Origin of the sequence: Acinetobacter sp. YH12156 (assembly GCF_013418235.1) — a bacterium.
In the GTDB taxonomy this organism is placed as follows: domain Bacteria; phylum Pseudomonadota; class Gammaproteobacteria; order Pseudomonadales; family Moraxellaceae; genus Acinetobacter; species Acinetobacter pseudolwoffii.
Map to the genome: position 1 here is coordinate 16,246 of NZ_VPCL01000008.1, position 25,463 is coordinate 41,708.

The following is a 25,463-nucleotide window of genomic DNA, read 5'->3' on the forward strand; positions in this document are numbered from 1 at the left end:
TAGATTCGAAACTAAGGAATTTTAGCGATAAAGTAGATTTATTTCTGCGTATTTAATAATTTTTCTTGTAACCTGAGTTGCCGCTTCTGCTCACGACGCAACTTGAAAAATGCACTAAGCTGTTCGGAGCATTGCTGCTGCATGCAGCCTGCTTCAAAGGAAAACACATGATTATAATAGCCAGTTTCAAATAATTGACGTGCACTGACCAGTGAACCCGCTTTCGCTTCAAATGCGCCAAATACTACCCGTGAAACCCGTGAATGTACCAAAGCACCAACACACATGGTGCACGGCTCAAGGGTTACATACAGCACTGCATCGTCAGGTAGTCGATAATTCTGGATATTTTGACAGGCATCACGCAGCGCCACAATCTCGGCATGCGCGGTCGGATCATTTAAGGAAATCGGCGCATTAAAGCCCTGACCAATGATCTGATTCTGACTAACAATAATCGCACCCACCGGAATTTCGCCCTGTGCGGCAGCAAGTGCAGCCTGCGCATAGGCAAGCTGCATCCAGTATTCATGACTCAATTGTGTTTCGGACATGTAAAACTTAAATCACACCATACTGTTTTAACAAGGCATTCCAGCTTTCAATATTGGTCACCGGAGGGTTTGCAGACAAAATACCTTTTAAGCTCATATCTGCACCCTTTTTCCATGCAGGAGAAAGGTCTTTATCCACCAGACGCGCGCGTACCCCCTCAACGAAATCATGATGACGGATTTTCCAGTCAGAAATCTGGGTTTCCAGTTCAAAAATTTCATTCCAGGAATGTACCTGCTTACCCCATTGCCAGAGCAACCAGGTCAATGCAGCTGTAGTTGGTGAACCTTTTTGCAGATTTTCACTGGCTTGACGCAACCAGTCACTGCGCGCATCACTCAGACCGATAATCGATTCATAATCATGCTCGAAGTTGACACCACGACAAACACTATGAATCACATCCAGAGAGTTTTGCAGTGGTCCTGGCCCTACCGGACGATGCATACTATTTAAAGTGTCATCAATGGCACGGAAGTCACCGGCAGGATAATGATCCCAGTCAATATTAATCACTTTATCTAAAACTGAATCACGCTGTGCATCACAAATATGTGTTGCCCAGCCAATCCCATAAGCACCTGCAGCGGTCATGATTGAACCGGTCAAGCCGGTAAATAAACCAATCGCGCCCCGATCGGCCAGGAAGCGAGTTGCACCCACATCGGGATATAAACCGATATTGATTTCAGGCATCGCCAAACGCGAATACGGCGTCACTAAACGGAAAGGTGCCGCCATAAACAGACCAAGGCCCCCACCCATCACATAACCTTCACCCCAGACCAAAACCGGTTTGGCATAATTATGCAATAACAGATCCAGCGCATATTCCTGTTCAAAAAACTTATTGGCAGCCGCCACTTCATCGTTAATGACCAGTTGACGTAATTTACGCACATCGCCGCCGGCACAGAATGCTTTCGGTGTGGTTGAATCTAACCAGATCGCTTTTACGCTGTCATCCGTATGAAAATCCTGAAATACTTCCAAAAGTGCAGAAGCAATCGATTCATCCAGAGCATGCAAAGACTTTGGACGATTTAAACGAACGATACGCCAGCCATTATGCGCTTCTTCAACGATCAAATCCGGATGATAAGTTTTATTAAGGGGAGAATATGTCATGCGTCCAGCTGCCAATCTATAGGCTCAATGCCATGTTGTTTGAGATAGTTATTCGATTTTGAAAATACTTTACAACCAAAAAAACCACCACGGTTTGCGGCCAAAGGCGATGGATGTGCGGCCTTTAACACAAGATGCTTGTCCTGATTGATGCGCTGTCCTTTACGCTGTGCGTATGCGCCCCAAAGAATAAAGACAATATGTTCACGCTGCTCATTTAAAACATCAATGACGTGATCGGTGAATTCTTCCCAACCGCGCTTTTGATGCGAAGTCGGCTGACCTGCTTCTACGGTCAGTACTGCATTTAACAGAAGCACACCCTGCTCCGCCCAATGCGTCAAGTCACCATGCTTTGGTCGTTCAACCCCGACATCCGCATGTAACTCGTGGAAAATATTACGCAAAGATGGCGGCAATGCAACCCCTTTTTGCACCGAAAAGCTTAATCCATGCGCCTGATTCGGGCCATGATAAGGATCTTGCCCTAAAATGACTACTTTAACCCGATCGAGCGGCGTGGTATTCAAGGCATTAAAAATCAGATGATTGGGAGGATAAATTGTTTTATCTGCTTTTTTTTCTTCAACCAGAAAAGCTTTTAATTCGTCCATTTTCGGACTGAGTAAAAACTCACTCAATCCATATTTCCAGCTTTCATCCAACTGAACCTTATTCAGTTTGGCCAGTTGCTGTTCATTTAAAGACATTCTTCAATCCTAAATCTATGTCAATGGATTTCAAGTCACGCAGACTTTAAATCTGTACCTGTAAATCTACAGTCGGGTTATGAAATGCTGTGCCCTGTTTCAGCTTGTTCAACATGTCCGGATCGGTCCATTCAGCTTGCACCTGTTCAGAAAACTCAATTTGATCCAGACTCAGAATGCCCATCTGTTCATTTTGAATATCTTCTAAAAAGCTTTGTGCATAACCGGTATCGGTTTCATGCATAATCACAGAATAGACTTCGACATCACCTTCGCCATTTTGAGTCACGGTCGATGCCAGCACTTGTTGCGCCAGAAAGAAAAAGATACGTGAAAACTGCTCTGCCGATGGTGATACCGGTAACGACACCCACCGCGCACTGAACGTTTTGCAAGCCTGAATATATTCCGGGTCGTCATTTTGCCAGAAACAGATCGCATGATCGAAAGAATCAAAGAAATCCTTAATCACACCTTTAAGCAGACCAAAGTCATAGACCATTTGCCCATGATCTAACTTCGAGGCTTTTAACAGTAGCTCGACTTTATAACTATGGCCATGGATTGAACGCTTACAGCGATCTGACGTGCAGTTACGCACAATATGAGCATTCTCAAACTTAAATAACTTACGAATTAACATATGCCGTAATGTCGTCAAAAAATAGGTGAATTGATTTTGATTATAAAGCAAAACTACAGCTTTGAGGATTAATTTTGCTGTTCAGCCTGATAGGGAAAAGGGATCAAGCTGCTGTTCAGATTTAGACTAACGGTATAACTGAATAAGCCCTGACTAAAAGGGTTCCATACTGCGATAAGCCACATATACCTGTTTGTCCTGACGAACCAGATCACTACTGAACTGGCGCTTGCGTTCACTCAAGACCACTTCGATCTGAGCTTTAAAATAATTGGATTGCACTCCGAGCAGGCTATTAAACAGATTACGCTTGGCAGCATCGACTTGCGCAAACGGTTCGAGTGACCATAACTCAGACACATTAGAAAAGTGTTCCAAATTGGCCTGTCGCTGATCCAGCAATTGCTGTACCGCATTCACATCCAGTTTTTCATCCATACTGGCTAAAAGAAAAGCAGATGCTGTATTAATATTGACCGGACTTTCCTGCATCGGTGCAGCACTCAGATAAGGTGCTATCAGTTTGTACTTATTTTCTTCAAAACCACGTACCAGCTTTAATTCCTCTACGCTATGAAATTTTGCATTCGGTGGTAAAGCGGCATTCGGTAAGCCTTGATAATAATTAGATTCGGCACCCATACCTCCACTCACCAGCTCGTTTTCATCCTGCCAGTCAATTACGGCTTCACTGAGCTGCGCTGGCAAACCTGCACGTCTTAAAATCAGCTCGAACCATGCTTTGGCATTTTCATTGACGCTATCTTCAGCAGTGATCAGGCTATTTAAATTAAACTTGCCCGATTCATCCTGGATGATTCCGGAAACATAGCCGTCATCGACCGGAAAAGCCGGCATTGGCTGCGCCCAGGTTTCCTGTAGATGATCAACCTCTGCGGCATTTTCAGCATCATCCACCAGTAATTCAGAAAAAAAGGCTTCGGCACTTTTGGCATACATCAGCGACTGATTTTGCCGCATCAGATAGGCGGTACTTTCAGCAGTTGCAGCCTGACGCTGGGCAATCGTGGCTGCCAGAATAGTCGCCAATGCCACCATCACCAGAATGGTAATCAGTGCAATGCCCTGCTGCTGCTTCAGCCTCTGTTTATTCATTTTCATTTTTTATGATTCTTAGCCGGGTTGACCTGTATTCTGATTATCAAGCAAAAAGTCCGTATTTAATAAACTAAACAGCCACTCATAGCTGACGCCATTCACGGTTAAATTGATTTTAATGCCTTTGGGCAAGCGCTGTTTCTGCTCTAGCTGATTTAAATCCATAGAAGAATCAGGCCACTGTGTGAGTTCATTTGGATTCAGCACCACAACCTGAAATTGCTCAACGTCCGATAATAAAATACTGGATTCAGGTTGATCACGACCGGTCTGATTCAGGTTGCGATATTTCAGTCGATACAGTTTTTGTTCATCGGCCCGATACTGATATTCAATGCGTTCATCTGGCGAAATACCCTCCTCCAGAGGATCAGTCACGCCAGTTTTACTAAAATTAAAACGGCCATTTTGCAAAACCAGAGCCGGTTGAATATCACTATTGATATTGGCCGTTAAAGGGACTGCCTGTACCGTATCCCGTAAAATTTGCTGATAGGTTTCCTGTAGCTGACCTAGACGCTGTTCATGTACTGCATTTTGATCTTTGGTTTTGACAATATAATCAAAAACTTTCCAGCCCAAAGCAGACAGTACCGCAAAGATTGCAATGGCAACCAATAATTCGACCAGGGTAAATCCTTTAGGCTTCATGGCGTATTGTTCATGCGATGATTAAAGAACATCAAGCTGCTGATCCCGGATGCAACTTGACCAGTCTCCTGATTGACCAGACTGACCTGTAGTTCAATACGCTGCACATTGGGACTGATCGTCGGTTCACTGCGCTTGTCAATTTGCCAGGTTTCGCCTTGCTGGGTCAGCTGTTTGGAGGCCGTACCATCCATCCATTGCTGATTGATTTCCATTTGAGCCACTTCGTTCAGGGCAACAAACTGTGCTTTGGTGCGCAGAATGGCATTCGAGGTTGACTGGGTATATTGCATCGCGACTTTGGTCAGCGTCATGGCTGCGGTGGCGAAAATTGCCAGTGCAACCATAACTTCCAGCAAGGTAAAGCCTGAGCTGCGATGAGTGAAATGCTGTTTCACCGCTGCGCAAGACCAAGAGCTCTGCTCGAAGTGCCCACAATGCAATCGATCAACACTCGATTTAAATGGTTTGATCAGCCTGGAGCACACACTTTGCTTGAAAGATCTAGATTTCATTGATTTTACCCAGATGATCCACCTCAATCGCAGAGCCGACTTCACGATCTTCTAAAAAGAACTGAATCCGTACCGGCTTGACCTCACCATTCCCCAGCCAGATCAATTGCGGAGAATTCACCTGCGTCAGATCACGATTTTGCGCACGGGCATAACGCTGTTGTTCTAGCCCCTGAATCCGAAAAGACACATGATCCGGCAGCTTACGTAATTTAAATTCTGTATAATTCTGCCATTTTTCATTTTGCAGGTTCTGTTCAGTCTGCGCTGCTGAACGATATTCTACAATCCCATAGCGAAATGGCGAGACATCGGTCGCGGGTTGCAGATCAAGCGCCAGTATTCTGGACTGGTCATTCGCCTCACGCATGACCCGCTGCAAGTCTAATAACAAAATCTCGCGTGCCTGCATGGCCTTACGCTGATCGACACCACTGGTATTCAGCAATACCAGTGAGGCCATGATTCCCATAATCACAATCACCACCATCAATTCGATGAGGGTAAAGCCACGAACTGCGCTGTGAGATGATCTGATCATACTAAGCTCTAACCTTAGGCAAACTGCTCGGCAGAATGCACCTGCTTTGGCAAAGCCAGTGCTTGATCGATATAGGCCACGCGCAAGGTATCGCGTGAACCCAGATAACGCTGATAAAAACTGGAATTGAGAATTGCAGCGGCGCCATGGGTCAGTGACCAGATCGACGCCAGATAGTCACGCACCGACATGCGGCTATGAATTGAAACCAGATAACTTTCTGTCATGCGGATGATCAGGCGTAAACGCTGTTTGCGTACCTGATACAGTTCACTGAATAGATGCTGAATTCCCACGCCAGTCGTCGACAGACGTTCTTCAATCTGATGGAACAGCACCGTACGTTCCGGATGATGTAAATGGTGCAACATAAAGAAGGCCAGATGTTCAGGAAAAGCTTTATCACTATCCTGAATCATTTCCAGCAACATGCGCTCATTACGGATAATCAGCAACATATACAGTTCATCTTTACTCTGAAAATGTTTATAGAGTGTCCCTTTGGCCAGATCAAGTTCAGCAGCAAGCGCATCTAGCGTCATTCCTGCTTCACCATTTTCCAGCAGGAGCTGCTCTGCGACTTGAAAAATCAAGGTTTCTCTTGCTCGAAACTGAGCCTGACGATCCATCTTCACCCTATAAACTCTCTTGTACTTTATATAACTTTATTTACTTTAAATTTAGAAGATTTTCAAAGTTCTGCTTTGTGATAGAAGCCATTTCTTCTAGCGACTTATCATATACATCACAAAGCGCTTTGGCTACATAAGGAACGTATTTAGGTTCGTTAGATTTACCACGATATGGCATCGGCGCAAGATAAGGACTATCGGTTTCAATCAGTACACGATCCAGCGGAACCTGTTTGGCCACATCACGCAGATCCTGGGCATTTTTAAACGAGATAATCCCGGAAAATGAGACATAATAACCGCAGTCTAAAACCGCTTTGGCAGTTTCCCAATCTTCAGTAAAGCAATGCAAGATGCCATGCGTGGATTTTTCCGCACGGATAATATCCACGGTATCATGCTTGGCAGCACGGGTATGTACCACCACCGGTTTCTTAGTGATTTGCGAAGCATGGATATGACGGGCAAAGCAGGCTTTTTGTTCTTCGACAAAATCTGTACTGTGATAATAATCCAGACCGGTTTCACCGAGCGCCCAGACTTTTTCTGGTTGTGCCAGCTCGACCAGATATTCAGTCGTGGCACGCGCCATAGTTGCAGCATCTTCGCAAGGATGTACCCCGACGGTATAACCGACATCCGGGTGACGCGCGGCAATTTTCGCCAGCGCGATATGATCATCCAGATCGACCGAGATACTCATGAATCTGGATACACCCGCTTCACGGGCCTGTGCGAGTGCCTGATCCAGATCACCGTTATACGGCGTTAAATCCAGCATCGTTAAATGACAATGGGTATCTACAAACACAATGCGTTCCTACCACAGCTAAATGAACTACATAGTGTAACTTTTACGCCCTTCAGATTTAAGACCTGCAACCAGACGATCTGCTTCATTTTTGAAATAAACACCCTTTTCACCGCTTAACTGGATGCCAAAGCCTTGTGGCTTGATGCCATTCTGCTTTTGCGAGACCCAGATCACTTTACCGGTTAAAGGAATTTTCTGGGTCTGTTCAGGCAAAGTGGTCAATACAAAAACTTCTTCACCCAGCTTGACCGGCTGCTTGGACGGAATAAACAGTCCACCACCCCATACATAAGGCATATAGCTGGCAAACAGTGTTTCAATATCAGGAATATTGGCCTGAATAATACCGCCCATACGTGGTTGCATGTGATTTCCCCTTAATTAAAGATTCATCAGCTTGATAAACAGCTCATCGATCACCAGATTGCTTTGAACATTCTGCTCGAGATATTGCTTGGAACGCTGAAAATCTTCATAAATTTTAAAAAGTGCTGCTAATGAATATTGTTCGGCAAGCACATTAAACTCAAGATCAATGTTTTTCACCGTTTGATTGAGCTTGACACAAATTAAATCGGACAACAAGTATTCAAACATGGGAGCAAATTCACCAAAGCTCAGGCTTTTGTTCCATTTGGTCGCAATTGCAAGCGGCATATTTTTTTGCATCACCAGTTTTTGCCAGTCTTGCAGGAATTCCTGACGCAGTGGCAGCCAGGCACTTTGTGCAACCTCGAGTGCTTGTAAGGGCATCTGATTGGACAGGTTCATCAATAACTGTTGCTGGCTAGAACCTGCATCCGGCAACTGTGCCTGAACATAATCACTAAATTGTTCTGCAGAAATCCGGTCTAAGGCAAAATGCTGCAAGCGACTCCGTATCGTTGCAGGCAATTTTAAATAATGATCTGCCAGCAAAATAATGACCGTATTGTCACCGGGTTCTTCTAGCGTTTTCAATAATGCATTGGCAGAGGAGATATTTAAGGCTTCCGCAGGTTCAATTACAATCACTCGCCAGCCATCGACGGTCTGCTGCACAAAAGGCAACAGATCACGAATCTTTTCAATCTTGATTTTGGCATTCTGTTTTTTATTGTCTTCGTCGGTGCTGATATGCACATAATTGGGATGCGTATCAGCCTTGAGCCATTGGCAACTGCCACATTCGCCACATGCACCAGAAGACTGCCGATTCAGACACAAGACCCAAGCCAGAAACTGCTGGCTAAATGCCTCCTTGCCACAGCCTTTTTTGCCATAAAACAATAAACCATGCCCAAGCTTGGGAAAACGTCCGGTCAGCGTTTCCCAAACCTGTTGCTGCCATGGATAAATCTGTGCATTGACATCAAAAGGCATGTATTCAACTCTTCTTAAGCAAAATGAGAAAGATCCATTTGATTCAATCGATCCAGATCTTCTTGAGTATCCACACCCGGTGGCAAATTGGCTTCAGCCACGGCAATCGCAATACGGTGACCATTTTCCAGTACCCGCAATTGCTCTAGGGATTCCAGTTTTTCCAGAACCCCCATCTCCCAGGTGACATATTCTTGAAGCAGTTTCACCCGGTAAGCATATAAACCTAAATGACGATAGGCCTGATTATGCAGTTTTGCTTCAGCCAGTTTCGCACCATCACGGTCATAAGGAATGGTGGCACGGCTAAAATACAAAGCTTGATTATGTTTGGACATCACCACTTTAACAATGCTGTCACGCTTAAATTCGTCTAGTTGATGAATCGGCTCACATAGCGTCGACATCGAAGAATCCGGTTGATCTTCTAGAAGTTGTGCCACCTGCTTCACCAGTTGTGCCGGCAATAAAGGCTCATCACCCTGCACATTGACAATAATATCGTGACTGTCCCAGCCTTTAATCCGCGCCACTTCACTGAGGCGGTCTGTCCCAGAAGGATGATCCACCGAAGTAATCACCACATCAACACCTTCGGCACGGCAAACCTCAGCAATACGCTGATCATCGGTCGCCACACACAAATCATCAAAACCTTGTACTTTTTTGGCTTGATCCACCACACGCAAAATCATGGGACGACCATGAATGTCCAGCAAGGGTTTACCCGGCAAACGTGAACTGGCAAAACGTGCAGGAATAACAATGTGTTTCATACTGAATAAGCCTTAAGAAATTTGAATACCGTATTGTTGTAACTGTTGCTGCAAGACCGTATAGCAGGCTGGCGATAATACTGCATCGACTGGCACCACCCAGATATCCTGCTTAAAGTCGGGATATTGTTTCAGTAATGCCATAATCTTGACTGCGTCTTTTTCCGTGGTAATGATCGGATTGGCATCATCAAACTGTAGATCTTCAATGTCATAATCATGATGATCGGGAAATTCATGACACTGGAATTGTTCTATGCCCAGATTTTTCAGGGTCTGATAAAAGCGCTGCGGAAAACCGATTCCCACCACGGCATAAAAAGCCGATTGAGGATCGAAGATTTTATTGTTGTCTTGATTGAGTAGATAAGGCTGTGATGCAGCCAGATGCATATGCAGCTCAGAACTTGGACTTGCCGAATGCTCAATTACCGTTCCTGTTTCCAAGCGTGTCACCGATTCACGCAGATAGCCTTCCGGAAGCAGTTTTTGGTTGCCCAGACCGCGATTATTGTCCAGTACAATCCATTCAATCTGACGATTTAAAGCCCAGTGCTGCAAACCATCATCACAAATAATCAGATCCAGCTGATGTCTTTGCAGTAACAGTTCAATACTTTTTTGCCGGTTTGGCCCTACGGCCATCGGAACGCCCGTCGCCTGTACAATCAAGGCAGGCTCATCACCGACGACCTCAGGCAAGGTATTAAAATCCACATAAGCCGGAAATGGACCTTTGCCGCCATAACCACGACTAATCACCCCAACTTTTACACCTTGTTGAGTTAAATAATCAACCAGATGAATCAGCAAAGGGGTTTTACCACTACCACCGACAGTGATATTGCCAATCACCATGACCGGAACCGGAGCACTATAGCTTGTCTTGATCCCTTTCTGGTACAGCCAGCGATTGCTGACAAAACCTAAACGATACAAGCATGACAAAGGACGCAGCACCACCAGCCACTTTGCCTGTGCATTCCAAGCATCCTGAATGATTTGCGCCAATGCCATAACTTATTGTTCCTCAAAATTACGTTGATGCAGCTGATAATAAGCCCCATGCAATGCAATCAGTTCTGCATGAGTCCCTTGCTCGACAATACACCCCTGATCCATGACCACAATACGATCCGCATTTTCAATCGTCGATAAACGGTGTGCAATCACAATGGTTGTACGATCTTGCATAGCCTGATCAAAGGCACGCTGAATAAAGTATTCGGATTCATTATCCAGGGCACTGGTTGCTTCATCCAGAATCAGAATAGAGGCATTTTTCAAAATCGCACGTGCAATCGCGATGCGCTGACGCTGACCACCAGACAGATTTAAACCTTGAGCACCTAGCTGGGTATCATAACCTTTTGGCAGAGCCATAATAAAATCATGTGCATAAGCGGCTTTTGCTGCTGCAATAATGTCTTCATCAGTCGCACCTTCGAGCTGACCATAGGCAATATTTTCCCGCACAGTCCGATTAAACAGCACCACTTGCTGATTCACCATCGCAATCTGGGTACGCAAGGCAGTCAGCTCAAAGTCTTCAATCGGTTTCTGATCCAGTAGAAGCTGACCTGACGTTGTATCCTGATAACGTACCAGCAAATTCACCAGTGAGCTTTTACCGGCACCGGAACGCCCAACCAGAGCAACCGTTTCACCAGCTTTTACCTCTAAATTAAAATCACGAATGGCATGATGACCATCATCATAAAACAGGTTGACATCTTTAAACTGAATATTACCTTTTAAGCTATCGCTTAAAGTCCCGGTATTTTTTTCTTCGGGCATATCCAGCAATTCAAATACCGAATGCGCTGCGGCCATACCCCGTTGAATTTTTTCATTGATATCTGTTAAAGCCTTAATTGGTCTTGCCAACATGCCCGCAGCCGTAATATAAGCCACAAATTCACCGGCAGAGGTATCGCCAAGGATCTGTGGACGCAAGGCAATAAACATGACAATACTGAGTGAAATAGACATGATCAGCTGAACCACAGGACTGTTCAACTGCTGCACAGCGACCATTTTCAAGCCACGACGCAAGTTTTCCAGCGAGTTCTGTTTAAAGCGTTCCTGCTCATAACTTTGGCCGCCAAAACCCTTGACGATCAGGTTGGCATTGACCGTTTCCTGAACCACATGGTTGACATCCCCCATGGTATCTTGCACTTGCTGTGACAATTTACGCATCCGTCTAGCCGCCTTACTGATCACAAAGCCAATGACGGGTGCAAAAATCAGGATACACATGGTCAGACGCCAGTTGCTATATAACAGATAACCTAATAGTGCAATCGTAATCAAACCTTGTTGCAACAGGGTTCTTAACGCTTCTGTTGAGGCAGCGGTCAGCTGTTCCACGTTATACATGATCTTGGCAGTAATATGCCCGCTGGTATTGTCCAGATAATACTGAGACGGTAAACGCAGCAGTTTTGCAAAAACTTCCTGACGGATATTGAACACCAGATTACGGGAAATCACCGCAGTAAAATAACCCCCCATGAATAATCCCAGCCCACGAAAGAACATCAGGACAACCACTAAAAACGGGAAAAGCGAAGTGAAACTCTGGTCTTTGTCTTGAATGGCCTCAATGATATATTCCAGTAATTTAGCCACAGAAACTTCTGTAGCCGCATTAATAGAAAAACCGAGCAGGACAAGCAATGCAATGCCCCAAAATGGTTTTAAATAACTTAAAAGGCGAAGATAGACCTTAAAATCGTGCTTCACTAATAACCTCGGGTGGGTACTTTGGTACTGATATTAATATTGACAAAGCCGAGCTGTCCAGCGACATCCATGACACGAATCACATCCTGATGGCTGGCTTTCGCGTCAGCGGCAATGACAAACATTAAATCACGGCGCTCATTGGAAATCTGTTTAATTGCAGTATTTAAATCTGCCACTTCTTTGCTAGCCAAGGATTGACCATTCACTGCATAGTGGCCATTTGCATCCACAATCACTTCAACTTTTTGATCATAACTTTTAGGCGGAACACCCTGCGCGTCCGGCAAGGTCAAGTTCATTCGGCTCATTTGGCTAAATGTAGTGGATAACAGTAAAAAGACCAGAATAAACAGCAAACAATCAATCATCGGGGTCAAATTGATATGCACATCTTCGACCTGGCTGCGTTTGAATTTCATCATCCGCCTCCTAGCTGGCTTTTTGCATATCTTGATCTAGATCCGCAACATTAGAACAGAAAAGATCTGCATGAAACAAAGTCGCCTGCTGCTCAAGCTCTGCCACGTATTCTTGAACCAGACGCTGAAAATAACGATGCGCAAAGAGTGCCGGAATCGCGATCAGCATCCCGGCTGCTGTGGTAATCAAAGCCTTGGAAATACCTGGCATCATCAATACCGGATCACTCCCAGTCCCCACATCGATCATCAGAAAAGATTCGATAATCCCAAGCACAGTCCCCAACAAACCCAGCAATGGTGCCACAGCACTTAAGGTTCCCAGAAAGTTAATATTCTTTTCCAGATAACCAATTTCCTGCGATGCCATCACTTCCATTTGTGCACGGGCATACTGTTCGCCCTGCGGCTTGCTGGCATAGCCTGCTGCAAATACCCGGCCTAAAGTACTGTGCTTCAATTCTGTACTTTGTTGAATTTTTTGCATGACTTGTGATGCATTTTGCACTGGACTCATCAGAAGTGTAGACGGAAGTACCGCTTTCCTCTTCAGGCGAATCAGGCGCTCGATCGAAATCGCCAACATAAAAATAGAACACAAGACCAGTGGCAGCATGAGCCAGCCACCCGCTTTAACCAATTCCCACATCTAATTTATTCCCCAATAAAAAAAATATATAAATTATTCATCTTCTAAAATAGAAAGAATGCCATCCAGCTCTTCTAAAGAATGATAACTAATGACTAATTTTCCTTTACCTTGTTTGTTATAGTCAATTTTCACATCAGCACTGAAACGCTCTGAAAGGCGCTGGGTCAATTGCTGAATATCCGGTGCAAGCGCTTGTTTTACTTTTTCTTGTTTAGGTGCATTAAAATCACGGACTAACTGCTCGGTTTGACGAACAGACAAGCTTTTTTCAATCACGATATCAGCGACTTTGAGCTGGTCTTTTGCCTTCAGCGTTAGAATCGCACGCGCATGCCCCATATCCAGCAGGCCTTGCTGCATAAAGTCTTTCACTTCTTCAGCCAGACTGAGCAGGCGAAGTAAGTTACTGACCGTAGTACGTGCTTTGCCGACTGTGTCTGCAATTTCCTGATGGCTTAAACCAAATTCTTCATGGAAACGTTGCAGAGCCATGGCCTGATCAATCGGATTCAGATCCTGACGTTGGATGTTTTCAATCAGAGCCAATGCAATCGCGACCTGATCCTGAAGTTCGCGCACAATCGCAGGAATTTCAGTCAGACCTGCCAACTGCGCTGCACGCCAACGACGTTCACCGGCAATAATTTCATAAGGATAGCGTTCGTCATCGACCGGACGAATCACAATCGGCTGCATAATGCCGTGTTTTTCAATCGATGCCGCCAGCTCTTGCAAGTCTTGCTCGTTGATATAACGGCGCGGCTGGTATTCACCACGCTTGAGCAGGTTCACATCAATCTGTTTGAGCTGACCATGATCAAGACCTTGGGCTTCCATCTGTAATTTTTCTTTTTGAATTGAGCCTAGCAAGGCATCCAAGCCACGACCTTTAGCGAGTCCACGTTTCTTGACGGTCATGCTTTACTTCCTTTTTTCACTTTGCTTTTCTTTAATACTTCAGCTGCCAGATTTAAGTAAGCAACTGCACCCTTTGAGCTTTTTTCAAAATAAATCACCGGCAAACCGTGTGCTGGTGCTTCAGCCAGACGAATATTGCGTGGAATCACGGTGTCATACAGCTTTTTACCGAAATATTGTTCTAATTCTTCAGAGACATCACGGGTCAAGGCATTACGCGCATCATACATGGTACGTAATACACCGACTATTTGCAGGTTCGGATTTAATGCCTGCTGAATCCGGTCAATGGTTTGGGTCAAATCAGCCAGACCTTCCAGTGCATAATATTCACACTGCATCGGAATCAGCACCCCATCAACCGCTGCCAAAGCATTCACTGTAATCAGGCTCAGACTTGGCGCACAATCGACAATAATATAATCAAATGACTTTTCGACTTCTTGCAATGCATCACGCAGGATGAATTCACGTCCTTCTTGATCTGCAATTGCCAGCTCAACCCCAGCCAGATCACGGTTGGCACCCAGAACCTTATAACCGACTTCTGCCTTGGCGATCGCCGTTTCAATCGGCACTTCACCCAGCAATACATCGGTGACCGAATAGAGCAAGTCATTCTTTTGAATGCCCGACCCCATGGTCGCATTGCCTTGCGAATCCATATCGACCAGCAAAACGCGCTTTTTTAACACAGCTAAAGATGCTGCCAAATTTACTGCGGTTGTGGTTTTACCAACACCACCTTTTTGGTTTGCAATCGCAATAATTTGTGCCATGTTGCCCCCAATCCCTTTAAAATTCTTAAATACGTTTTAATAGCAGTAAATGACGCTGTTCGTCTAAGCGCGGAACTTTAAGTTCAATAATCTCACAACTAAATTCATTTTTTAAAGCAGCGACTTCATCTTCAGGAATTAAGCCTTTCATCGAGGCAATAATGGTCTGTTCATGCATATACGGTTTAGAGGCATCCACAAAGTCAGTCAGAGATGCAAATGCACGACTGGTAATCACATCAAATTGACCCAGCTCGTTAATGCTGTCTTCATTTTCTACACGCGTTTGCACCGCAATGACATTTTTAAGTTTCAGATCGGCAATAAACTGCTTCAGGAAACGAATTTTTTTACCATTTGAATCGAGTAATACACATTCACGCTCAGGCTGACATAAAGCAATGATCATACCTGGCATACCGCCACCCGTACCGATATCGAGCAGACGACCCGCTGGCAGATCTTTTAGAATGCTGAGACTGTCCAGCAGATGCTTGACCAGCATTTCTTTCGGATCACGGATCGCAGTTAAATTATATGCTTTGTTCCACAGCACCAAAGCGTCCTGATACTTGAGTAATAAATTCAAAGCTTCTTCAGATAGCTCTAAACCCAAAGCCTGGCTACCCTGCTTTAGTTCTTGAAAAAACATGTGCATAAACAATCTACGCTCGAAAAAGTTAGGTGGAAGTATACCGTTTTCTATATCTTGTCATAGTAGGCAGTGCTTAGTGAATATTCACTTAAACAGACTTAGCTTCACGGATTGCCAAATCCAGTGCCATTAAACGTTCAGGCGTACCGACATCTACCCAAATACCTGCCAGTTTAGAGGCAACCACTTGATGATTCAGCATCGCTGCCTTTAATAAAGGTGCCAAAGGACGCTTTCCAGCCTCTAAGCCTTCAAACATTTTTGGACTGATGACGGATACACCGCTAAAAGTCAGGTTTTCACCCTCGACCTGTTGATCGAAGGTATAAGCCTTCCCTTCTGCAAGGGTGAAATCACCCTCTGGATGTTGCTGCGGATTTTCGACCAAGACCAGATGTGCCAAATTATCGTTCAGATCAACATCTAATAAAGGTGCAAAATCCATTGTGGTCCAGACATCACCATTTAATAGGATAAAAGGCTGATTACCCAAAAGCGGCAAGGCATGAATGATCCCGCCTGCCGTTTCCAGACCTTCACCTTCATGTGACCACAGAATCTTGACACCAAACTGTGAGCCATCACCCAGGGCTTGTGCCAGTTTTTCACCGAGCCATGCAGTATTGATCACGATTTCAGTCACGCCAATCGCAGCCAGTTTCTCGATATGCCAGACAATCAGCGGCTTGCCACTGACTTCAAGCAAAGGCTTTGGGGTATGCAGCGTTAAAGGCCGCATACGATTACCGAGGCCTGCGGCTAAAATCATCGCTTTCATTTAGGCAGCCACCTCATATGAACCATATTTTGCTTCAAAAGCCGGCATCACTTTTTCATGCATAAACTGCATAAAAGGCTGCAATTCTGGATAAGGTTTAGATTCTTCTAATAAATACCACATCACCCGTGGTAAATCTTTTAAATAACCGGACTTACCATCACGTTCAAACAGACGCACAAAAATACCCAGAATTTTGATATGACGTTGAATCGCCATCATATCGGCATCTTTCTTGAACTGCTCAAAATCACGGTCTTCTTTGGCTGAGGCTGGCAATAAATTATAAAAGGCTTCAAACCAGCGATAGACACGATCAGCATTCCATTGCACATAAGCATCACGGGTAATCGAGATCAGATCGTAGGTATCCGCACCAATCACCGCATCCTGAAAATCAATCACACCGAGTTCGGTTTCATTGTCAATTTTCATCAGATTACGGCTATGAAAATCACGATGCACAATCACTTGTGGCTGCGCCAGCGCTGCATTGGCCAGAATCGCAAAGCTACGTTTGATCAAGGCACTTTCTGATTCAGTCGGCTGGATCTTTAAGGCTGGCAACATCCAGTCAGTCAGCAGCTGCATTTCCGAGATCAGTTTTTCATAAGAGTATTCCGGAAAATGTCCTTCTCCAGTAATTGATTGCAGTTGAATCAGCTGCTTAAAGCTTTGCTCATAATAAGCATCCACCGTCTCTTCATTCAGCAGATTGGAAAGCAGGACATCGCCAAAATCTTCGAGCAGCAAAAAACCATTTTCCAGATCTTTGGCGACAATATGCGGAACACGCACGCCATGCGCATCAAAAAATTCATCAATCGTCACAAAAGGCACACAATCTTCTTTTTCTGGTGGTGCATCCATCAGCATAAATGTTTTATTATTCAGTTTGATTCGTGCATAACGACGGAAGCTGGCATCACCTGCTAAAAAATGAGTTTCAAATTGATCTGAACCGAGTACAGAGGCAATCCAAGATTGTATCAATTGTTCGCGTTGTGTATTCATTTGCAATTAATTCTAATACAGGCTGAGTTTTTAAAGTGCTAAGTGTAGCTACTTATCAACTTTTTCTCTATGATGCGACAATAATTAATTGCGATAAAAGCATGATTGGTTAATGAGACAAATGAAGCATCACTTTAAAATCAACCCTCTAGCGACTGCGATCTTAACCCTTTTATGTGGCAGCTCAGCCTCAAGCTATGCTGCATCAACTGTCTCATCCGATGTAAATGCAGAACAACTCAAACAGCGCATTAATGAGACCTATCCAGGTGAAGCCTTCTTTTCACAATACTATGTCGATAAATCCTCGGCTGAAGCGCAGCAACGTCAGGGACAGTATTTAAGTTCGGCTTATTGTGAAGGTGCCTGGGTCACCCCGATCGCTCCAGATGCAGCGACTATTGCGCCAGACCAAGCCACCTCGACCATTACCGCCGATTATGGACACTACGATCCGGCAGGCGACTCCTATCTGGAAGGCAATGTGGTTATTGATCAGCAAGGTCGTCAAATCCGTGCCGAACGAGTGACCATTGATCAGACCCAGACCTATGCCAAAGCAGCAGGTCAGGTACAGTTAGCACAAGGCGGTCTGATCTCACAAAGTGATGATATTAACTATAATTTAAAAACCCAACAGGGCGATTTAAACAACAGTTTCTATATTGCAGAGCAGCAACATGCCCACGGTCGTGCAGAAAAGATTGCCAAAACATCGACTGATACCATAGAACTGGAAAATGCCACTTACTCTACCTGCCCGCCTGAGCAAAAGCCGACCTGGAAAATACAGGCAGAAAAGATCAAGCTGAATCAGGAAACCGGACGTGGTGAAACCCGCAATACCAAACTGTATGTCAAAGACGTTCCGGTATTGGCAATCCCTTATTTCAACTTCCCGATTGATGACCGCCGTACTACCGGCATTCTAACGCCAACTTTTGGTTTTACCAATGATGGCGGACTTGAACTCGGTGTTCCTGTTTATCTGAATTTGGCCCCACAGTATGATGCTACCCTCACGCCGCGCTATATTGGTGATCGTGGTGCCATGCTAGATGGCGAGTTCCGTTATCTGACAGAAAATTATGGTGAAGGTCGCATCTGGGGTGGCTATCTACCTTCGGATGAAAGTTATGATAATGAGGATCGTAAAAGCTTACATTACTTGCATAATTGGCAGATCAACGATCAGTTTTCGACCAATCTGGAATATAATTATGCCTCAGACAAAGATTACTTTGCCGACCTGGACAATAACCCGAACTCAAAAACTGACTTAAACCTGCGCCGCGCCTGGGAAGTTAATTATAAAAATGGCATTCCCGGCTTAAAGGCTCAATTCAAAGTTGAAGATTTTCAGACCCTCGATCCAACTGTACTGGATGAAGACCGTCCTTATGCACGCTTGCCACAACTTTTAGTCAATTATAAAACCGGCAATCCGCTCGGATTACAGTTTGAGTTTAATAACGATACCGCTTATTTCCAGAAAGACCTGAAAAACTTTACAGATATTGATCTAAATGACGAGCAGGTTTACCAGCCAAGCGGCACCCGCATCTATAACGACTTTTCGGTGCGTTATAATCACTATAACCCGTGGTCGTTTTTTATTCCGGAAGCATCTGTACGCAACATCAATACCTTCTATGATGAGAAAACCCGAGACCGTGGTGGTTCTAGTGAAAGCCAGTCCATTGTGGTGCCACAATTCACGCTGGACACCGGCTTAATTTTCGAAAAAGAAGGCACCTATTTACAGACCTTAACGCCTCGTCTGTTCTATGCCTATTCACCTTATGAAAACCAGCAGAATCAACCTAACTTTGATTCAGTCGTTGCTTCGATTAATTATGATCAGCTTTTCAGTGCGCGTCGCTTCTATGGCAACGACCGCTTGGAAGACAATAACTTTGCCTCTTTAGGCCTGAGTTATAGCCTGTTTAATGAAGAAGGTCTGGAACGCCTACGCGCGAGTGTCGGTCAAAGTTTCTTCTTTGAAGATCGCCGTGTCACACTGGAACAGGATGCAGACAAATTTGACCGTGAAAGCCATACAGGGCCTGTCATTCAGCTCACCAGTCAGCTATCAAATAATGTTCACATTAATCTGAACTCAAGCTGGATGTCGAATGGCCAAAATGCTGAGCGCGATCTGCAGGTTTATTATACCGGTGAGCAAGGCAATCTATACAACGTCGGCTATTTCTATCGTAAAGACATTCCGAACCGTCAGAAGAGCTATGATCATGTAGTGGGTTCATTTATCCAGCCGATTGCCAACAACTGGCGTCTGGTGGGACATGCGCAGTTTGACCTCGACAATAGTGTCGCACGAGAATATTTACTTGGCGTGAACTATGAGTCATGCTGTTGGGGAGTTTCTGTATATGGTCGTTCATATTACAATGACTTAGACAACGTTAATGATTCAAACGTCAAAGCCAAACGCGCCATTATGGCCGAGGTCAGCCTGAAAGGCTTAGGTGGGTTAAGCAGCAAACTCACCTCATTACTAGAAAATCGCATTCTAGGTTTTAACAATATCAATCAAACTTGGACAGAACGTTAATGAAGACAAAACAGTTAAAACAAATTTTTAAAGCGACTGCACTTGCGCTATGCCTTTCTTCAGCGATGACGACGTTTGCTGTTGCCCAACCTAAAGATGAAGTTGTAGCTGTGGTCGACAATAGTATCATTCTGCGTAGTGATCTGGCTCAAGGTGTGGCCGAGATTTCTCATCAGCTGCAAAAGCAAAATCAGACAGTTCCACCCCAACAATTTCTTGAGCAACAAGCCTTAGAGCAGCTCATTATTCGTCAAGCACAACTTGAACAAGTTAAACGCTACAATATTCGTCCCGATGAAAAATCCCTGAATGATGCAGTACTGAAAGTTGCACGCGATTCGGGCTCAACCAGTCTGGAAGCTTTCCAGCAAAAACTGGATGCCATGGCGCCCAATACCTATGCTTCTTTACGCAACCGTATTGCGGAAGATTTAGCGCTGAATCGTTTACGTCAACAAGTCGTGACTTCACGGATTCAAATCACAGACCAGGATGTTAAAAACTTCCTAAATACCCCGCAAGGTCAGGCTTTACTCGGCAGTCAGGTACATGTGCTGCATTTACGTGTAAGCGGCGAAAATGCGGAACAGATTGCTACACAGGTAAAGCAAGAGCTGAATAACAGCAATGATATTCAGGCAATCAGCAAAAAATACAGCACTGGCGGCATTAAAGTCGAAGCTGCTGACATGGGCGTGAGAAGCCTGTCAGAAATTCCGGCAGAACTGGCTGCACGTGTCACGACCCTACAGCCAGATCAAACCTCTGAACTCATTCCGGTTGCTGATGGGGTACATGTACTCAAGCTACTAGAACGTAAAGGTGGCGAACAAAAAGCCCTGGTTCCTCAATACTTGACCCGTCACATCCTGATTCAACCCTCTGAAGTAGTCAGTCCGGAAAATGCCAAACAGATGATTGACAGTTTATATAGCCGCCTGCAACAAGGCGAAGATTTTACTGTTTTAGCTTCAACTTTCTCCAATGATACCGGTTCAGCACGTGATGGTGGCAGTCTTGGCTGGGTAAGCCCTGGGGTAATGGTGCCTGAATTTGAACAACAGATGAAAAGCACCCCAGTGGGTCAGTTCAGTAAACCGTTTCAATCCCAGTTTGGCTGGCATATCCTGCAAGTCAGCGAAACACGTCAACAGGATATGACAGAGGAATATCAAGAACGTATGGCCCGTCAATTACTTGGTGAACGACAGTTTGATGCCGAGCTGGACAGCTGGTTACGTGAAACACGCAGCAATGCCTATGTAGAAATCAAAGATCCACAACTGGATCCTAAACGTAATCGTTAAGCCCAGATCCATTTTAAAAAGCCAGCGCTAGATTGCTGGCTTTTTAATTTTTATCCATGCAAAACTTACAGGCATAAAAAAACCTCTCGATGAGAGGTTTTTTTAATTTTCAGACTCGATTAACGATTATTTTCGTCGTCTTGAGTATCTTCAAATTTAGTATCGTTGTCAAAGCCAGCGCCTTGACCACCAAAGCCACCTTGACCACCGAAGCCAGCACCTTGACCGCCACCGAAGCCGCCTTGACCACCAAAGCCGCCACCTTGACCACCAAAGCCAGCGCCTTGACCGCCACCGAAGCCACCTTGACCACCAAAGCCAGCACCTTGACCGCCACCGAAGCCACCTTGACCACCAAAGCCAGCACCTTGACCGCCACCGAAACCACCAGTAGCACCTTGACCGCCAAAGCCAGCACCTTGTGGACCAGCAGGCGCACCAGCAGGACGAGGATTACGTGCAGGCACTACAGTTGAAATTGCATGCTTATAAACCATTTGGCTTACTGTATTTTTTAATAAAACCACGTATTGGTCGAAAGACTCGATATGACCTTGTAATTTAATACCGTTTACCAGGAAGATAGATACTGGGATACGTTCCTTACGGAGAGAATTCAAGAATGGATCTTGTAAAGTTTGACCTTTAGACATGTTATAACTCCAAAAAAAAAATTAAAAATCAGCGCAAAAACTATCTCTATTTTTCAATTAAAAATTATAAAAAAGATAGTCCCTAAATTTTGCTTTATCCGTGACAGTTTCGCAAGTCTTGTTGAGCCTGCTGTAGCGTAAAATATGTTGTAAATTTATGCTTTTCTTGCAAAGACCTCAGCCACGTATATTGACGTTTTGCAAGTTGTCGTGTCGCAAATAAAGCTTTATCCTCCATTTCCTGTTGCTTCTCCTTGGTTTTGTCAGCATTTTTTAAGAATTCTATAGCTTGACGGTAACCTACCGAACGCATAGAAGGTAGATTTTCATTAAAATCGTATTTTTCAATTAAACTAACAACTTCATTTAAAAAACCGTTTTTCCACATCATTTGCAGACGTTGTTCAATACGCCCGTGTAATTCTAACCGATCTGGCATAAGTGCATAGTTATAAAAACTGTAACGATATGGTAAATTTTTAGGTTGCTCTGCCTGTAGTTTTGTAATCGGCTCACCGGTCAGTTTAAACACTTCTAAGGCACGAATAATACGCTGCTTGTCACTAACCTTGAATTTCTCCGCAGCAACGGGATCTACGGCACTTAATTCTGCATAAACAGTCTCCCAACCTTCTCGCTCGCCTTTGGCTTCAATTTCAGCACGAATCGTATAGTCGGCACTGGGCAGATTATCTGACAACCCCTCAAGTAAGGCTTTAAAATACAGCATGGTTCCGCCCACCAATATCGGTGTTTTACCACGTGCATGAATATCATCAATTAACCGGCAAGCATCTTCAACAAAGTTTGCCGCAGAATAGACTTCAAGCGGACTGATAATATCGATCAGATGGTGCGGATAGCGCGCCAGTTCCTCTTTAGAAGGCTTGGCTGTTCCAATATCCATTTCCCGATAAACCAGCGCAGAATCGACTGAAATCAGCTCGAATTTTCCCTGCTCATACAGTTCACATGCCAAAGCGGTTTTGCCACTTGCAGTTGGCCCCATTAAATTGATGACCGGCAATTGATTGGACATGTAAAACTACTCTCCTCGAGCAAAAAGTTTGTCTAGTTTATTCAATGGAAAAGCGCGCCAAGTCGGACGGCCATGATTACATTGACTGGCAAATTCAGTGTGTTCCATCTGACGCAGTAAAGCATTCATTTCAGACAGGCTTAAAATGCGATGCGCACGTACTGCACCATGACAGGCCATACCTGCCAGAATCTGGTCACGTTTCTGCAATAGACCCTGTACCTGATCATTCGGATCCAGATCATTTAACAGCTCGGGAATCAGTGCATCAAAATCTGCTTTGTGCAAAATGGCAGGTACGCCACGCACAATCACCTGTTCATCACCATACTGGTCAATTTCAAGCCCCAAACGCATTAACTGCTCTTTGAGTTCTTCGACCCGCATCGCCTGCATTCGAGTGATGTTGACCACTTTGGGAATCAGCAATTGCTGTGATGTCCAGAATTCAGGTTTATCCCAAGCCGATTTCATTTGCTGCAAGACAATCCGCTCATGTGCTGCATGCATATCCACAATGATCAGCCCTTCGGTATTTTGTGCCAGAATATAAATCCCATGTAACTGGGCAATCGCAATCCCGAGTGGATGTTCATCGACTTTGGCCTGTATATGACTTTGCAAGGCTTGCTCTGCAACTTGTGGCTCATAGGCAGACGCTTGATCACGCAGCGGTGCCAGATAGCTTTGCAGGGCATTATTCAGCTGCTGCGAGCCTGCATAAGACGCATTATAGTCTCGCGCATAATGTACCGTTTGCGGCCGCGAAGATTCAAAGTCGGTCAGGACATCCGATGCCTCATTTTCATCTTTAGCAGCTACAGGTAGGTTAGAGGATAATTGCTGCTGCGCATGCGCAGTCTGGTGCAGGCTAAACTGTTCCTGATAACGCGGTTGCGGTACAAGTGCAACAGGTTCATCATCAACTTTCATCGCAGTTGCTAAATCAGCAGTTGCCGTCTGGAATTGTGCCAGAGTTTCTTTGGCATAATGCCGTACAAACTCATGTACTTCACGCTGATTCAGAAAGCGAATTTCATGCTTAGTGGGATGGACATTGACATCAACATTTTCAGGATCAACTTCTAAAAACAGCAAATAAGCCGCATGTTGATGGCCATGCAAAATGCCATCATAAGCCATCCGCAAGGCATGAGAAATGGTTTTGTCTTTGACAATCCGGCCATTGACATAGACATATTGCAAGTCGGCCTGTGCACGCGCATCTGAGGGATGACCAAGCCAGCCTGATAAACGCATGTTTATACTGTCAGCATCGATCCAATAAGCATTTTCAGTGAACTGACGACCCAATAACTGCTGTACCCGCTGGAAACGTAAAGCACCGCTGTCCGCCACGGGTAAATTCAGCTTGATGCTTTCATTATGTTCCAGCACAAACCGGATATCAAAATGCGTCAGTGCCATACGGCGTACAATTTCTTCAATGTGGCCAAATTCAGTGCCCGGTTTCTTTAAGAATTTACGCCGCGCAGGCACATTAAAAAATAAATCCTGAACCCGGATATGCGTCCCTTTCGAAGCCGCGACCGCTTGAATCTGCTGATGATCAAAAGCCGTACCGTTTACCTCTACCTGATAACCAATGCCATCCTCATTTTGACTGCTGATCATGGTCAGGCGTGAGACTGCTGCAATCGATGCCAGCGCTTCTCCACGAAAGCCTAAACTGCTGATCGCATACAGTTCATCAGCGCTCTGGATCTTGCTGGTGGCATGACGCATGACGGCCAATGCCAGATCTTCAGCATGAATACCACGGCCGTTATCCATAATTTCAATTAAGGTACTGCCACCCTGTTCCACCCGGATGATCAGCTCGGTCGCACCCGCATCAATCGAGTTTTCCAGTAATTCCTTGACCACGGATGCCGGACGTTCAATCACCTCACCTGCAGCAATCTGGTTGGCCAGCGCAGGATCAAGGGCACGGATACGGCGTAGGCTTAAATCATTCGACATGTGAAAATTGACGCTCCAAAGCCTCTCGCAAAGCAAGATTAGAGGAAATCAGGCTTGCAGTACGGGTCAGTTCATCTTCAGATTTTAAAATTTCAATAATCAGGTCAGCTTGCGGAATTTCATCGCCACCTTTGGAGGGCCATTCAAATAAAAATAGCGCATTCGGAGTTTCCAGATAATCCCGGATTCCCATCAATTCGAGTTCATAGGGGTCATTCAGACGGTACAGGTCAAAGTGAAAAATATCCTGCCCATTGATCTGATACGGTTCGACCAGCGTATAAGTCGGACTTTTCACCGAACCTTGATGACCCAGCTGTTGCAAATAATAGCGCGTTAAGGTCGTTTTTCCTGCCCCCAAATCACCGATCAGATATACGACTCCCGCAGGGAAATTTTCGGCCAGAACCTTGGCCAGTTTCTGGGTATCGTCTTCATGATTTAAAGTGACATTAAATGAATAAGGCATATTACTCACGACATGATGCAAAAGA

At 44.9% G+C, this 25,463-nt stretch carries 28 protein-coding genes; 2 read left to right on the plus strand and 26 right to left on the minus strand.

The window, feature by feature from the left end; genetic code table 11:
- Window positions 1–38: 38 nt before the first annotated feature.
- The 22 genes from tadA to FTU87_RS08425 form a co-directional block, all read right to left on the minus strand.
- A complete protein-coding gene (tadA, locus tag FTU87_RS08320) occupies window positions 39–554 on the minus strand; it encodes a tRNA adenosine(34) deaminase TadA (RefSeq protein WP_100358124.1) in 516 nt (171 codons plus the stop codon).
- A gap of 7 nt (window positions 555–561) precedes the next feature.
- Entirely contained in the window at window positions 562–1,683 is a 1,122-nt protein-coding gene (locus FTU87_RS08325) for an enoyl-CoA hydratase/isomerase family protein (protein ID WP_005097318.1), read from the minus strand.
- Window positions 1,680–2,393 carry a uracil-DNA glycosylase gene (ung, locus tag FTU87_RS08330; RefSeq protein WP_005097319.1) on the minus strand — a complete coding sequence of 238 codons (714 nt, stop codon included), beginning with the start codon at window positions 2,391–2,393 and terminating at the stop codon, window positions 1,680–1,682. Before ung ends, FTU87_RS08325 begins: the two co-directional genes overlap by 4 nt.
- A gap of 46 nt (window positions 2,394–2,439) precedes the next feature.
- Window positions 2,440–3,036 carry a 6-carboxytetrahydropterin synthase gene (locus FTU87_RS08335; protein WP_005097321.1) on the minus strand — a complete coding sequence of 199 codons (597 nt, stop codon included), beginning with the start codon at window positions 3,034–3,036 and terminating at the stop codon, window positions 2,440–2,442.
- 153 nt (window positions 3,037–3,189) lie between these two features.
- Complete coding sequence (gspK, locus tag FTU87_RS08340) at window positions 3,190–4,158, minus strand: type II secretion system minor pseudopilin GspK (protein WP_180096975.1); 969 nt, start codon at window positions 4,156–4,158, stop codon at window positions 3,190–3,192.
- A 12-nt stretch (window positions 4,159–4,170) separates the two neighbouring features.
- On the minus strand, window positions 4,171–4,806 hold the full coding sequence (gene gspJ / locus FTU87_RS08345) for a type II secretion system minor pseudopilin GspJ (RefSeq protein WP_005170411.1): 636 nt from the start codon (window positions 4,804–4,806) through the stop codon (window positions 4,171–4,173).
- Window positions 4,803–5,204, minus strand: coding sequence for a type II secretion system minor pseudopilin GspI (gspI, locus tag FTU87_RS08350; protein ID WP_252721253.1), 402 nt, complete (start codon window positions 5,202–5,204; stop codon window positions 4,803–4,805). The genes gspJ and gspI overlap by 4 nt, the downstream gene beginning before the upstream one ends.
- A 106-nt stretch (window positions 5,205–5,310) precedes the next feature.
- Complete coding sequence (locus FTU87_RS08355) at window positions 5,311–5,862, minus strand: type II secretion system protein (RefSeq protein ID WP_180096976.1); 552 nt, start codon at window positions 5,860–5,862, stop codon at window positions 5,311–5,313.
- Window positions 5,863–5,876: 14 nt separating this feature from the next.
- Window positions 5,877–6,491 carry a TetR/AcrR family transcriptional regulator gene (locus FTU87_RS08360; RefSeq protein WP_004645466.1) on the minus strand — a complete coding sequence of 205 codons (615 nt, stop codon included), beginning with the start codon at window positions 6,489–6,491 and terminating at the stop codon, window positions 5,877–5,879.
- Between the two features lie 40 nt (window positions 6,492–6,531).
- Window positions 6,532–7,305 carry a TatD family hydrolase gene (locus FTU87_RS08365; protein ID WP_100535277.1) on the minus strand — a complete coding sequence of 258 codons (774 nt, stop codon included), beginning with the start codon at window positions 7,303–7,305 and terminating at the stop codon, window positions 6,532–6,534.
- Between the two features lie 27 nt (window positions 7,306–7,332).
- Window positions 7,333–7,674, minus strand: coding sequence for a PilZ domain-containing protein (locus FTU87_RS08370; RefSeq protein WP_005170399.1), 342 nt, complete (start codon window positions 7,672–7,674; stop codon window positions 7,333–7,335).
- 15 nt (window positions 7,675–7,689) lie between these two features.
- Window positions 7,690–8,670 (minus strand): DNA polymerase III subunit delta' C-terminal domain-containing protein, encoded by a 981-nt coding sequence (locus FTU87_RS08375; RefSeq protein ID WP_100329621.1) that lies wholly within the window; start codon window positions 8,668–8,670, stop codon window positions 7,690–7,692.
- A 14-nt stretch (window positions 8,671–8,684) separates the two neighbouring features.
- Complete coding sequence (kdsB, locus tag FTU87_RS08380; protein WP_100355374.1) at window positions 8,685–9,446, minus strand: 3-deoxy-manno-octulosonate cytidylyltransferase; 762 nt, start codon at window positions 9,444–9,446, stop codon at window positions 8,685–8,687.
- 12 nt (window positions 9,447–9,458) lie between these two features.
- Window positions 9,459–10,463: a tetraacyldisaccharide 4'-kinase gene (gene lpxK, locus FTU87_RS08385; protein ID WP_180096977.1), complete on the minus strand. Its 1,005-nt coding sequence runs from the start codon at window positions 10,461–10,463 to the stop codon at window positions 9,459–9,461.
- Window positions 10,464–10,466: 3 nt separating this feature from the next.
- Window positions 10,467–12,194: a lipid A export permease/ATP-binding protein MsbA gene (msbA, locus tag FTU87_RS08390; RefSeq protein WP_180096978.1), complete on the minus strand. Its 1,728-nt coding sequence runs from the start codon at window positions 12,192–12,194 to the stop codon at window positions 10,467–10,469.
- Complete coding sequence (locus tag FTU87_RS08395) at window positions 12,194–12,616, minus strand: biopolymer transporter ExbD (protein WP_180096979.1); 423 nt, start codon at window positions 12,614–12,616, stop codon at window positions 12,194–12,196. The genes msbA and FTU87_RS08395 overlap by 1 nt, the downstream gene beginning before the upstream one ends.
- 10 nt (window positions 12,617–12,626) lie before the next feature.
- A complete protein-coding gene (locus tag FTU87_RS08400; RefSeq protein WP_180096980.1) occupies window positions 12,627–13,265 on the minus strand; it encodes a MotA/TolQ/ExbB proton channel family protein in 639 nt (212 codons plus the stop codon).
- Between the two features lie 33 nt (window positions 13,266–13,298).
- Window positions 13,299–14,186 (minus strand): ParB/RepB/Spo0J family partition protein, encoded by an 888-nt coding sequence (locus tag FTU87_RS08405; RefSeq protein WP_005097335.1) that lies wholly within the window; start codon window positions 14,184–14,186, stop codon window positions 13,299–13,301.
- A complete protein-coding gene (locus FTU87_RS08410; protein WP_180096981.1) occupies window positions 14,183–14,965 on the minus strand; it encodes a ParA family protein in 783 nt (260 codons plus the stop codon). Before FTU87_RS08410 ends, FTU87_RS08405 begins: the two co-directional genes overlap by 4 nt.
- A 25-nt stretch (window positions 14,966–14,990) precedes the next feature.
- Window positions 14,991–15,623 carry a 16S rRNA (guanine(527)-N(7))-methyltransferase RsmG gene (rsmG, locus tag FTU87_RS08415; protein WP_005170375.1) on the minus strand — a complete coding sequence of 211 codons (633 nt, stop codon included), beginning with the start codon at window positions 15,621–15,623 and terminating at the stop codon, window positions 14,991–14,993.
- An 85-nt stretch (window positions 15,624–15,708) separates the two neighbouring features.
- Entirely contained in the window at window positions 15,709–16,398 is a 690-nt protein-coding gene (murU, locus tag FTU87_RS08420; RefSeq protein WP_180096982.1) for an N-acetylmuramate alpha-1-phosphate uridylyltransferase MurU, read from the minus strand.
- Window positions 16,399–17,412 carry an aminoglycoside phosphotransferase family protein gene (locus FTU87_RS08425; RefSeq protein WP_180096983.1) on the minus strand — a complete coding sequence of 338 codons (1,014 nt, stop codon included), beginning with the start codon at window positions 17,410–17,412 and terminating at the stop codon, window positions 16,399–16,401.
- Between the two features lie 121 nt (window positions 17,413–17,533).
- Here FTU87_RS08425 and FTU87_RS08430 point away from each other — a divergent pair, with 121 nt between their 5' ends.
- Both FTU87_RS08430 and FTU87_RS08435 read left to right on the plus strand, forming a co-directional pair.
- The gene (locus tag FTU87_RS08430; RefSeq protein WP_180096993.1) at window positions 17,534–19,987 is read left to right on the plus strand and encodes an LPS-assembly protein LptD; all 2,454 of its coding nucleotides are present in this window, start codon (window positions 17,534–17,536) and stop codon (window positions 19,985–19,987) included.
- Window positions 19,987–21,294, plus strand: coding sequence for a peptidylprolyl isomerase (locus FTU87_RS08435; protein ID WP_180096984.1), 1,308 nt, complete (start codon window positions 19,987–19,989; stop codon window positions 21,292–21,294). Before FTU87_RS08430 ends, FTU87_RS08435 begins: the two co-directional genes overlap by 1 nt.
- A gap of 119 nt (window positions 21,295–21,413) precedes the next feature.
- On the opposite strand, the gene hfq is transcribed toward FTU87_RS08435, so the two are convergent.
- From hfq to tsaE, 4 genes are all read right to left on the minus strand, one after another.
- A complete protein-coding gene (gene hfq / locus FTU87_RS08440) occupies window positions 21,414–21,947 on the minus strand; it encodes an RNA chaperone Hfq (RefSeq protein ID WP_074383259.1) in 534 nt (177 codons plus the stop codon).
- Between the two features lie 94 nt (window positions 21,948–22,041).
- Complete coding sequence (gene miaA / locus FTU87_RS08445) at window positions 22,042–22,986, minus strand: tRNA (adenosine(37)-N6)-dimethylallyltransferase MiaA (RefSeq protein WP_005097348.1); 945 nt, start codon at window positions 22,984–22,986, stop codon at window positions 22,042–22,044.
- Between the two features lie 6 nt (window positions 22,987–22,992).
- Window positions 22,993–24,969 (minus strand): DNA mismatch repair endonuclease MutL, encoded by a 1,977-nt coding sequence (gene mutL / locus FTU87_RS08450; protein ID WP_005170358.1) that lies wholly within the window; start codon window positions 24,967–24,969, stop codon window positions 22,993–22,995.
- Window positions 24,959–25,438 carry a tRNA (adenosine(37)-N6)-threonylcarbamoyltransferase complex ATPase subunit type 1 TsaE gene (gene tsaE, locus FTU87_RS08455; protein WP_005097351.1) on the minus strand — a complete coding sequence of 160 codons (480 nt, stop codon included), beginning with the start codon at window positions 25,436–25,438 and terminating at the stop codon, window positions 24,959–24,961. Before tsaE ends, mutL begins: the two co-directional genes overlap by 11 nt.
- Window positions 25,439–25,463: the final 25 nt, after the last annotated feature.

What these genes read in the sequence shown, in the direction of transcription:
- miaA (WP_005097348.1), bottom strand. Translation starts at nt 22,986, where the DNA reads ATGTCCAATCAATTGCCGGTCATCAATTTAATGGGGCCAACTGCAAGT.
- FTU87_RS08375 (WP_100329621.1), bottom strand. Translation starts at nt 8,670, where the DNA reads ATGCCTTTTGATGTCAATGCACAGATTTATCCATGGCAGCAACAGGTT.
- lpxK (WP_180096977.1), bottom strand. Translation starts at nt 10,463, where the DNA reads ATGGCATTGGCGCAAATCATTCAGGATGCTTGGAATGCACAGGCAAAG.
- mutL (WP_005170358.1), bottom strand. Translation starts at nt 24,969, where the DNA reads ATGTCGAATGATTTAAGCCTACGCCGTATCCGTGCCCTTGATCCTGCG.
- FTU87_RS08430 (WP_180096993.1), top strand. Translation starts at nt 17,534, where the DNA reads ATGAAGCATCACTTTAAAATCAACCCTCTAGCGACTGCGATCTTAACC.
- FTU87_RS08405 (WP_005097335.1), bottom strand. Translation starts at nt 14,186, where the DNA reads ATGACCGTCAAGAAACGTGGACTCGCTAAAGGTCGTGGCTTGGATGCC.
- gspJ (WP_005170411.1), bottom strand. Translation starts at nt 4,806, where the DNA reads ATGAAGCCTAAAGGATTTACCCTGGTCGAATTATTGGTTGCCATTGCA.
- FTU87_RS08400 (WP_180096980.1), bottom strand. Translation starts at nt 13,265, where the DNA reads ATGTGGGAATTGGTTAAAGCGGGTGGCTGGCTCATGCTGCCACTGGTC.
- tsaE (WP_005097351.1), bottom strand. Translation starts at nt 25,438, where the DNA reads ATGCCTTATTCATTTAATGTCACTTTAAATCATGAAGACGATACCCAG.
- ung (WP_005097319.1), bottom strand. Translation starts at nt 2,393, where the DNA reads ATGTCTTTAAATGAACAGCAACTGGCCAAACTGAATAAGGTTCAGTTG.
- tadA (WP_100358124.1), bottom strand. Translation starts at nt 554, where the DNA reads ATGTCCGAAACACAATTGAGTCATGAATACTGGATGCAGCTTGCCTAT.
- murU (WP_180096982.1), bottom strand. Translation starts at nt 16,398, where the DNA reads ATGAAAGCGATGATTTTAGCCGCAGGCCTCGGTAATCGTATGCGGCCT.
- FTU87_RS08325 (WP_005097318.1), bottom strand. Translation starts at nt 1,683, where the DNA reads ATGACATATTCTCCCCTTAATAAAACTTATCATCCGGATTTGATCGTT.
- FTU87_RS08355 (WP_180096976.1), bottom strand. Translation starts at nt 5,862, where the DNA reads ATGATCAGATCATCTCACAGCGCAGTTCGTGGCTTTACCCTCATCGAA.
- FTU87_RS08410 (WP_180096981.1), bottom strand. Translation starts at nt 14,965, where the DNA reads ATGGCACAAATTATTGCGATTGCAAACCAAAAAGGTGGTGTTGGTAAA.
- hfq (WP_074383259.1), bottom strand. Translation starts at nt 21,947, where the DNA reads ATGTCTAAAGGTCAAACTTTACAAGATCCATTCTTGAATTCTCTCCGT.
- FTU87_RS08370 (WP_005170399.1), bottom strand. Translation starts at nt 7,674, where the DNA reads ATGCAACCACGTATGGGCGGTATTATTCAGGCCAATATTCCTGATATT.
- FTU87_RS08335 (WP_005097321.1), bottom strand. Translation starts at nt 3,036, where the DNA reads ATGTTAATTCGTAAGTTATTTAAGTTTGAGAATGCTCATATTGTGCGT.
- kdsB (WP_100355374.1), bottom strand. Translation starts at nt 9,446, where the DNA reads ATGAAACACATTGTTATTCCTGCACGTTTTGCCAGTTCACGTTTGCCG.
- gspK (WP_180096975.1), bottom strand. Translation starts at nt 4,158, where the DNA reads ATGAAAATGAATAAACAGAGGCTGAAGCAGCAGCAGGGCATTGCACTG.
- FTU87_RS08435 (WP_180096984.1), top strand. Translation starts at nt 19,987, where the DNA reads ATGAAGACAAAACAGTTAAAACAAATTTTTAAAGCGACTGCACTTGCG.
- FTU87_RS08425 (WP_180096983.1), bottom strand. Translation starts at nt 17,412, where the DNA reads ATGAATACACAACGCGAACAATTGATACAATCTTGGATTGCCTCTGTA.
- rsmG (WP_005170375.1), bottom strand. Translation starts at nt 15,623, where the DNA reads ATGCACATGTTTTTTCAAGAACTAAAGCAGGGTAGCCAGGCTTTGGGT.
- FTU87_RS08360 (WP_004645466.1), bottom strand. Translation starts at nt 6,491, where the DNA reads ATGGATCGTCAGGCTCAGTTTCGAGCAAGAGAAACCTTGATTTTTCAA.
- FTU87_RS08395 (WP_180096979.1), bottom strand. Translation starts at nt 12,616, where the DNA reads ATGAAATTCAAACGCAGCCAGGTCGAAGATGTGCATATCAATTTGACC.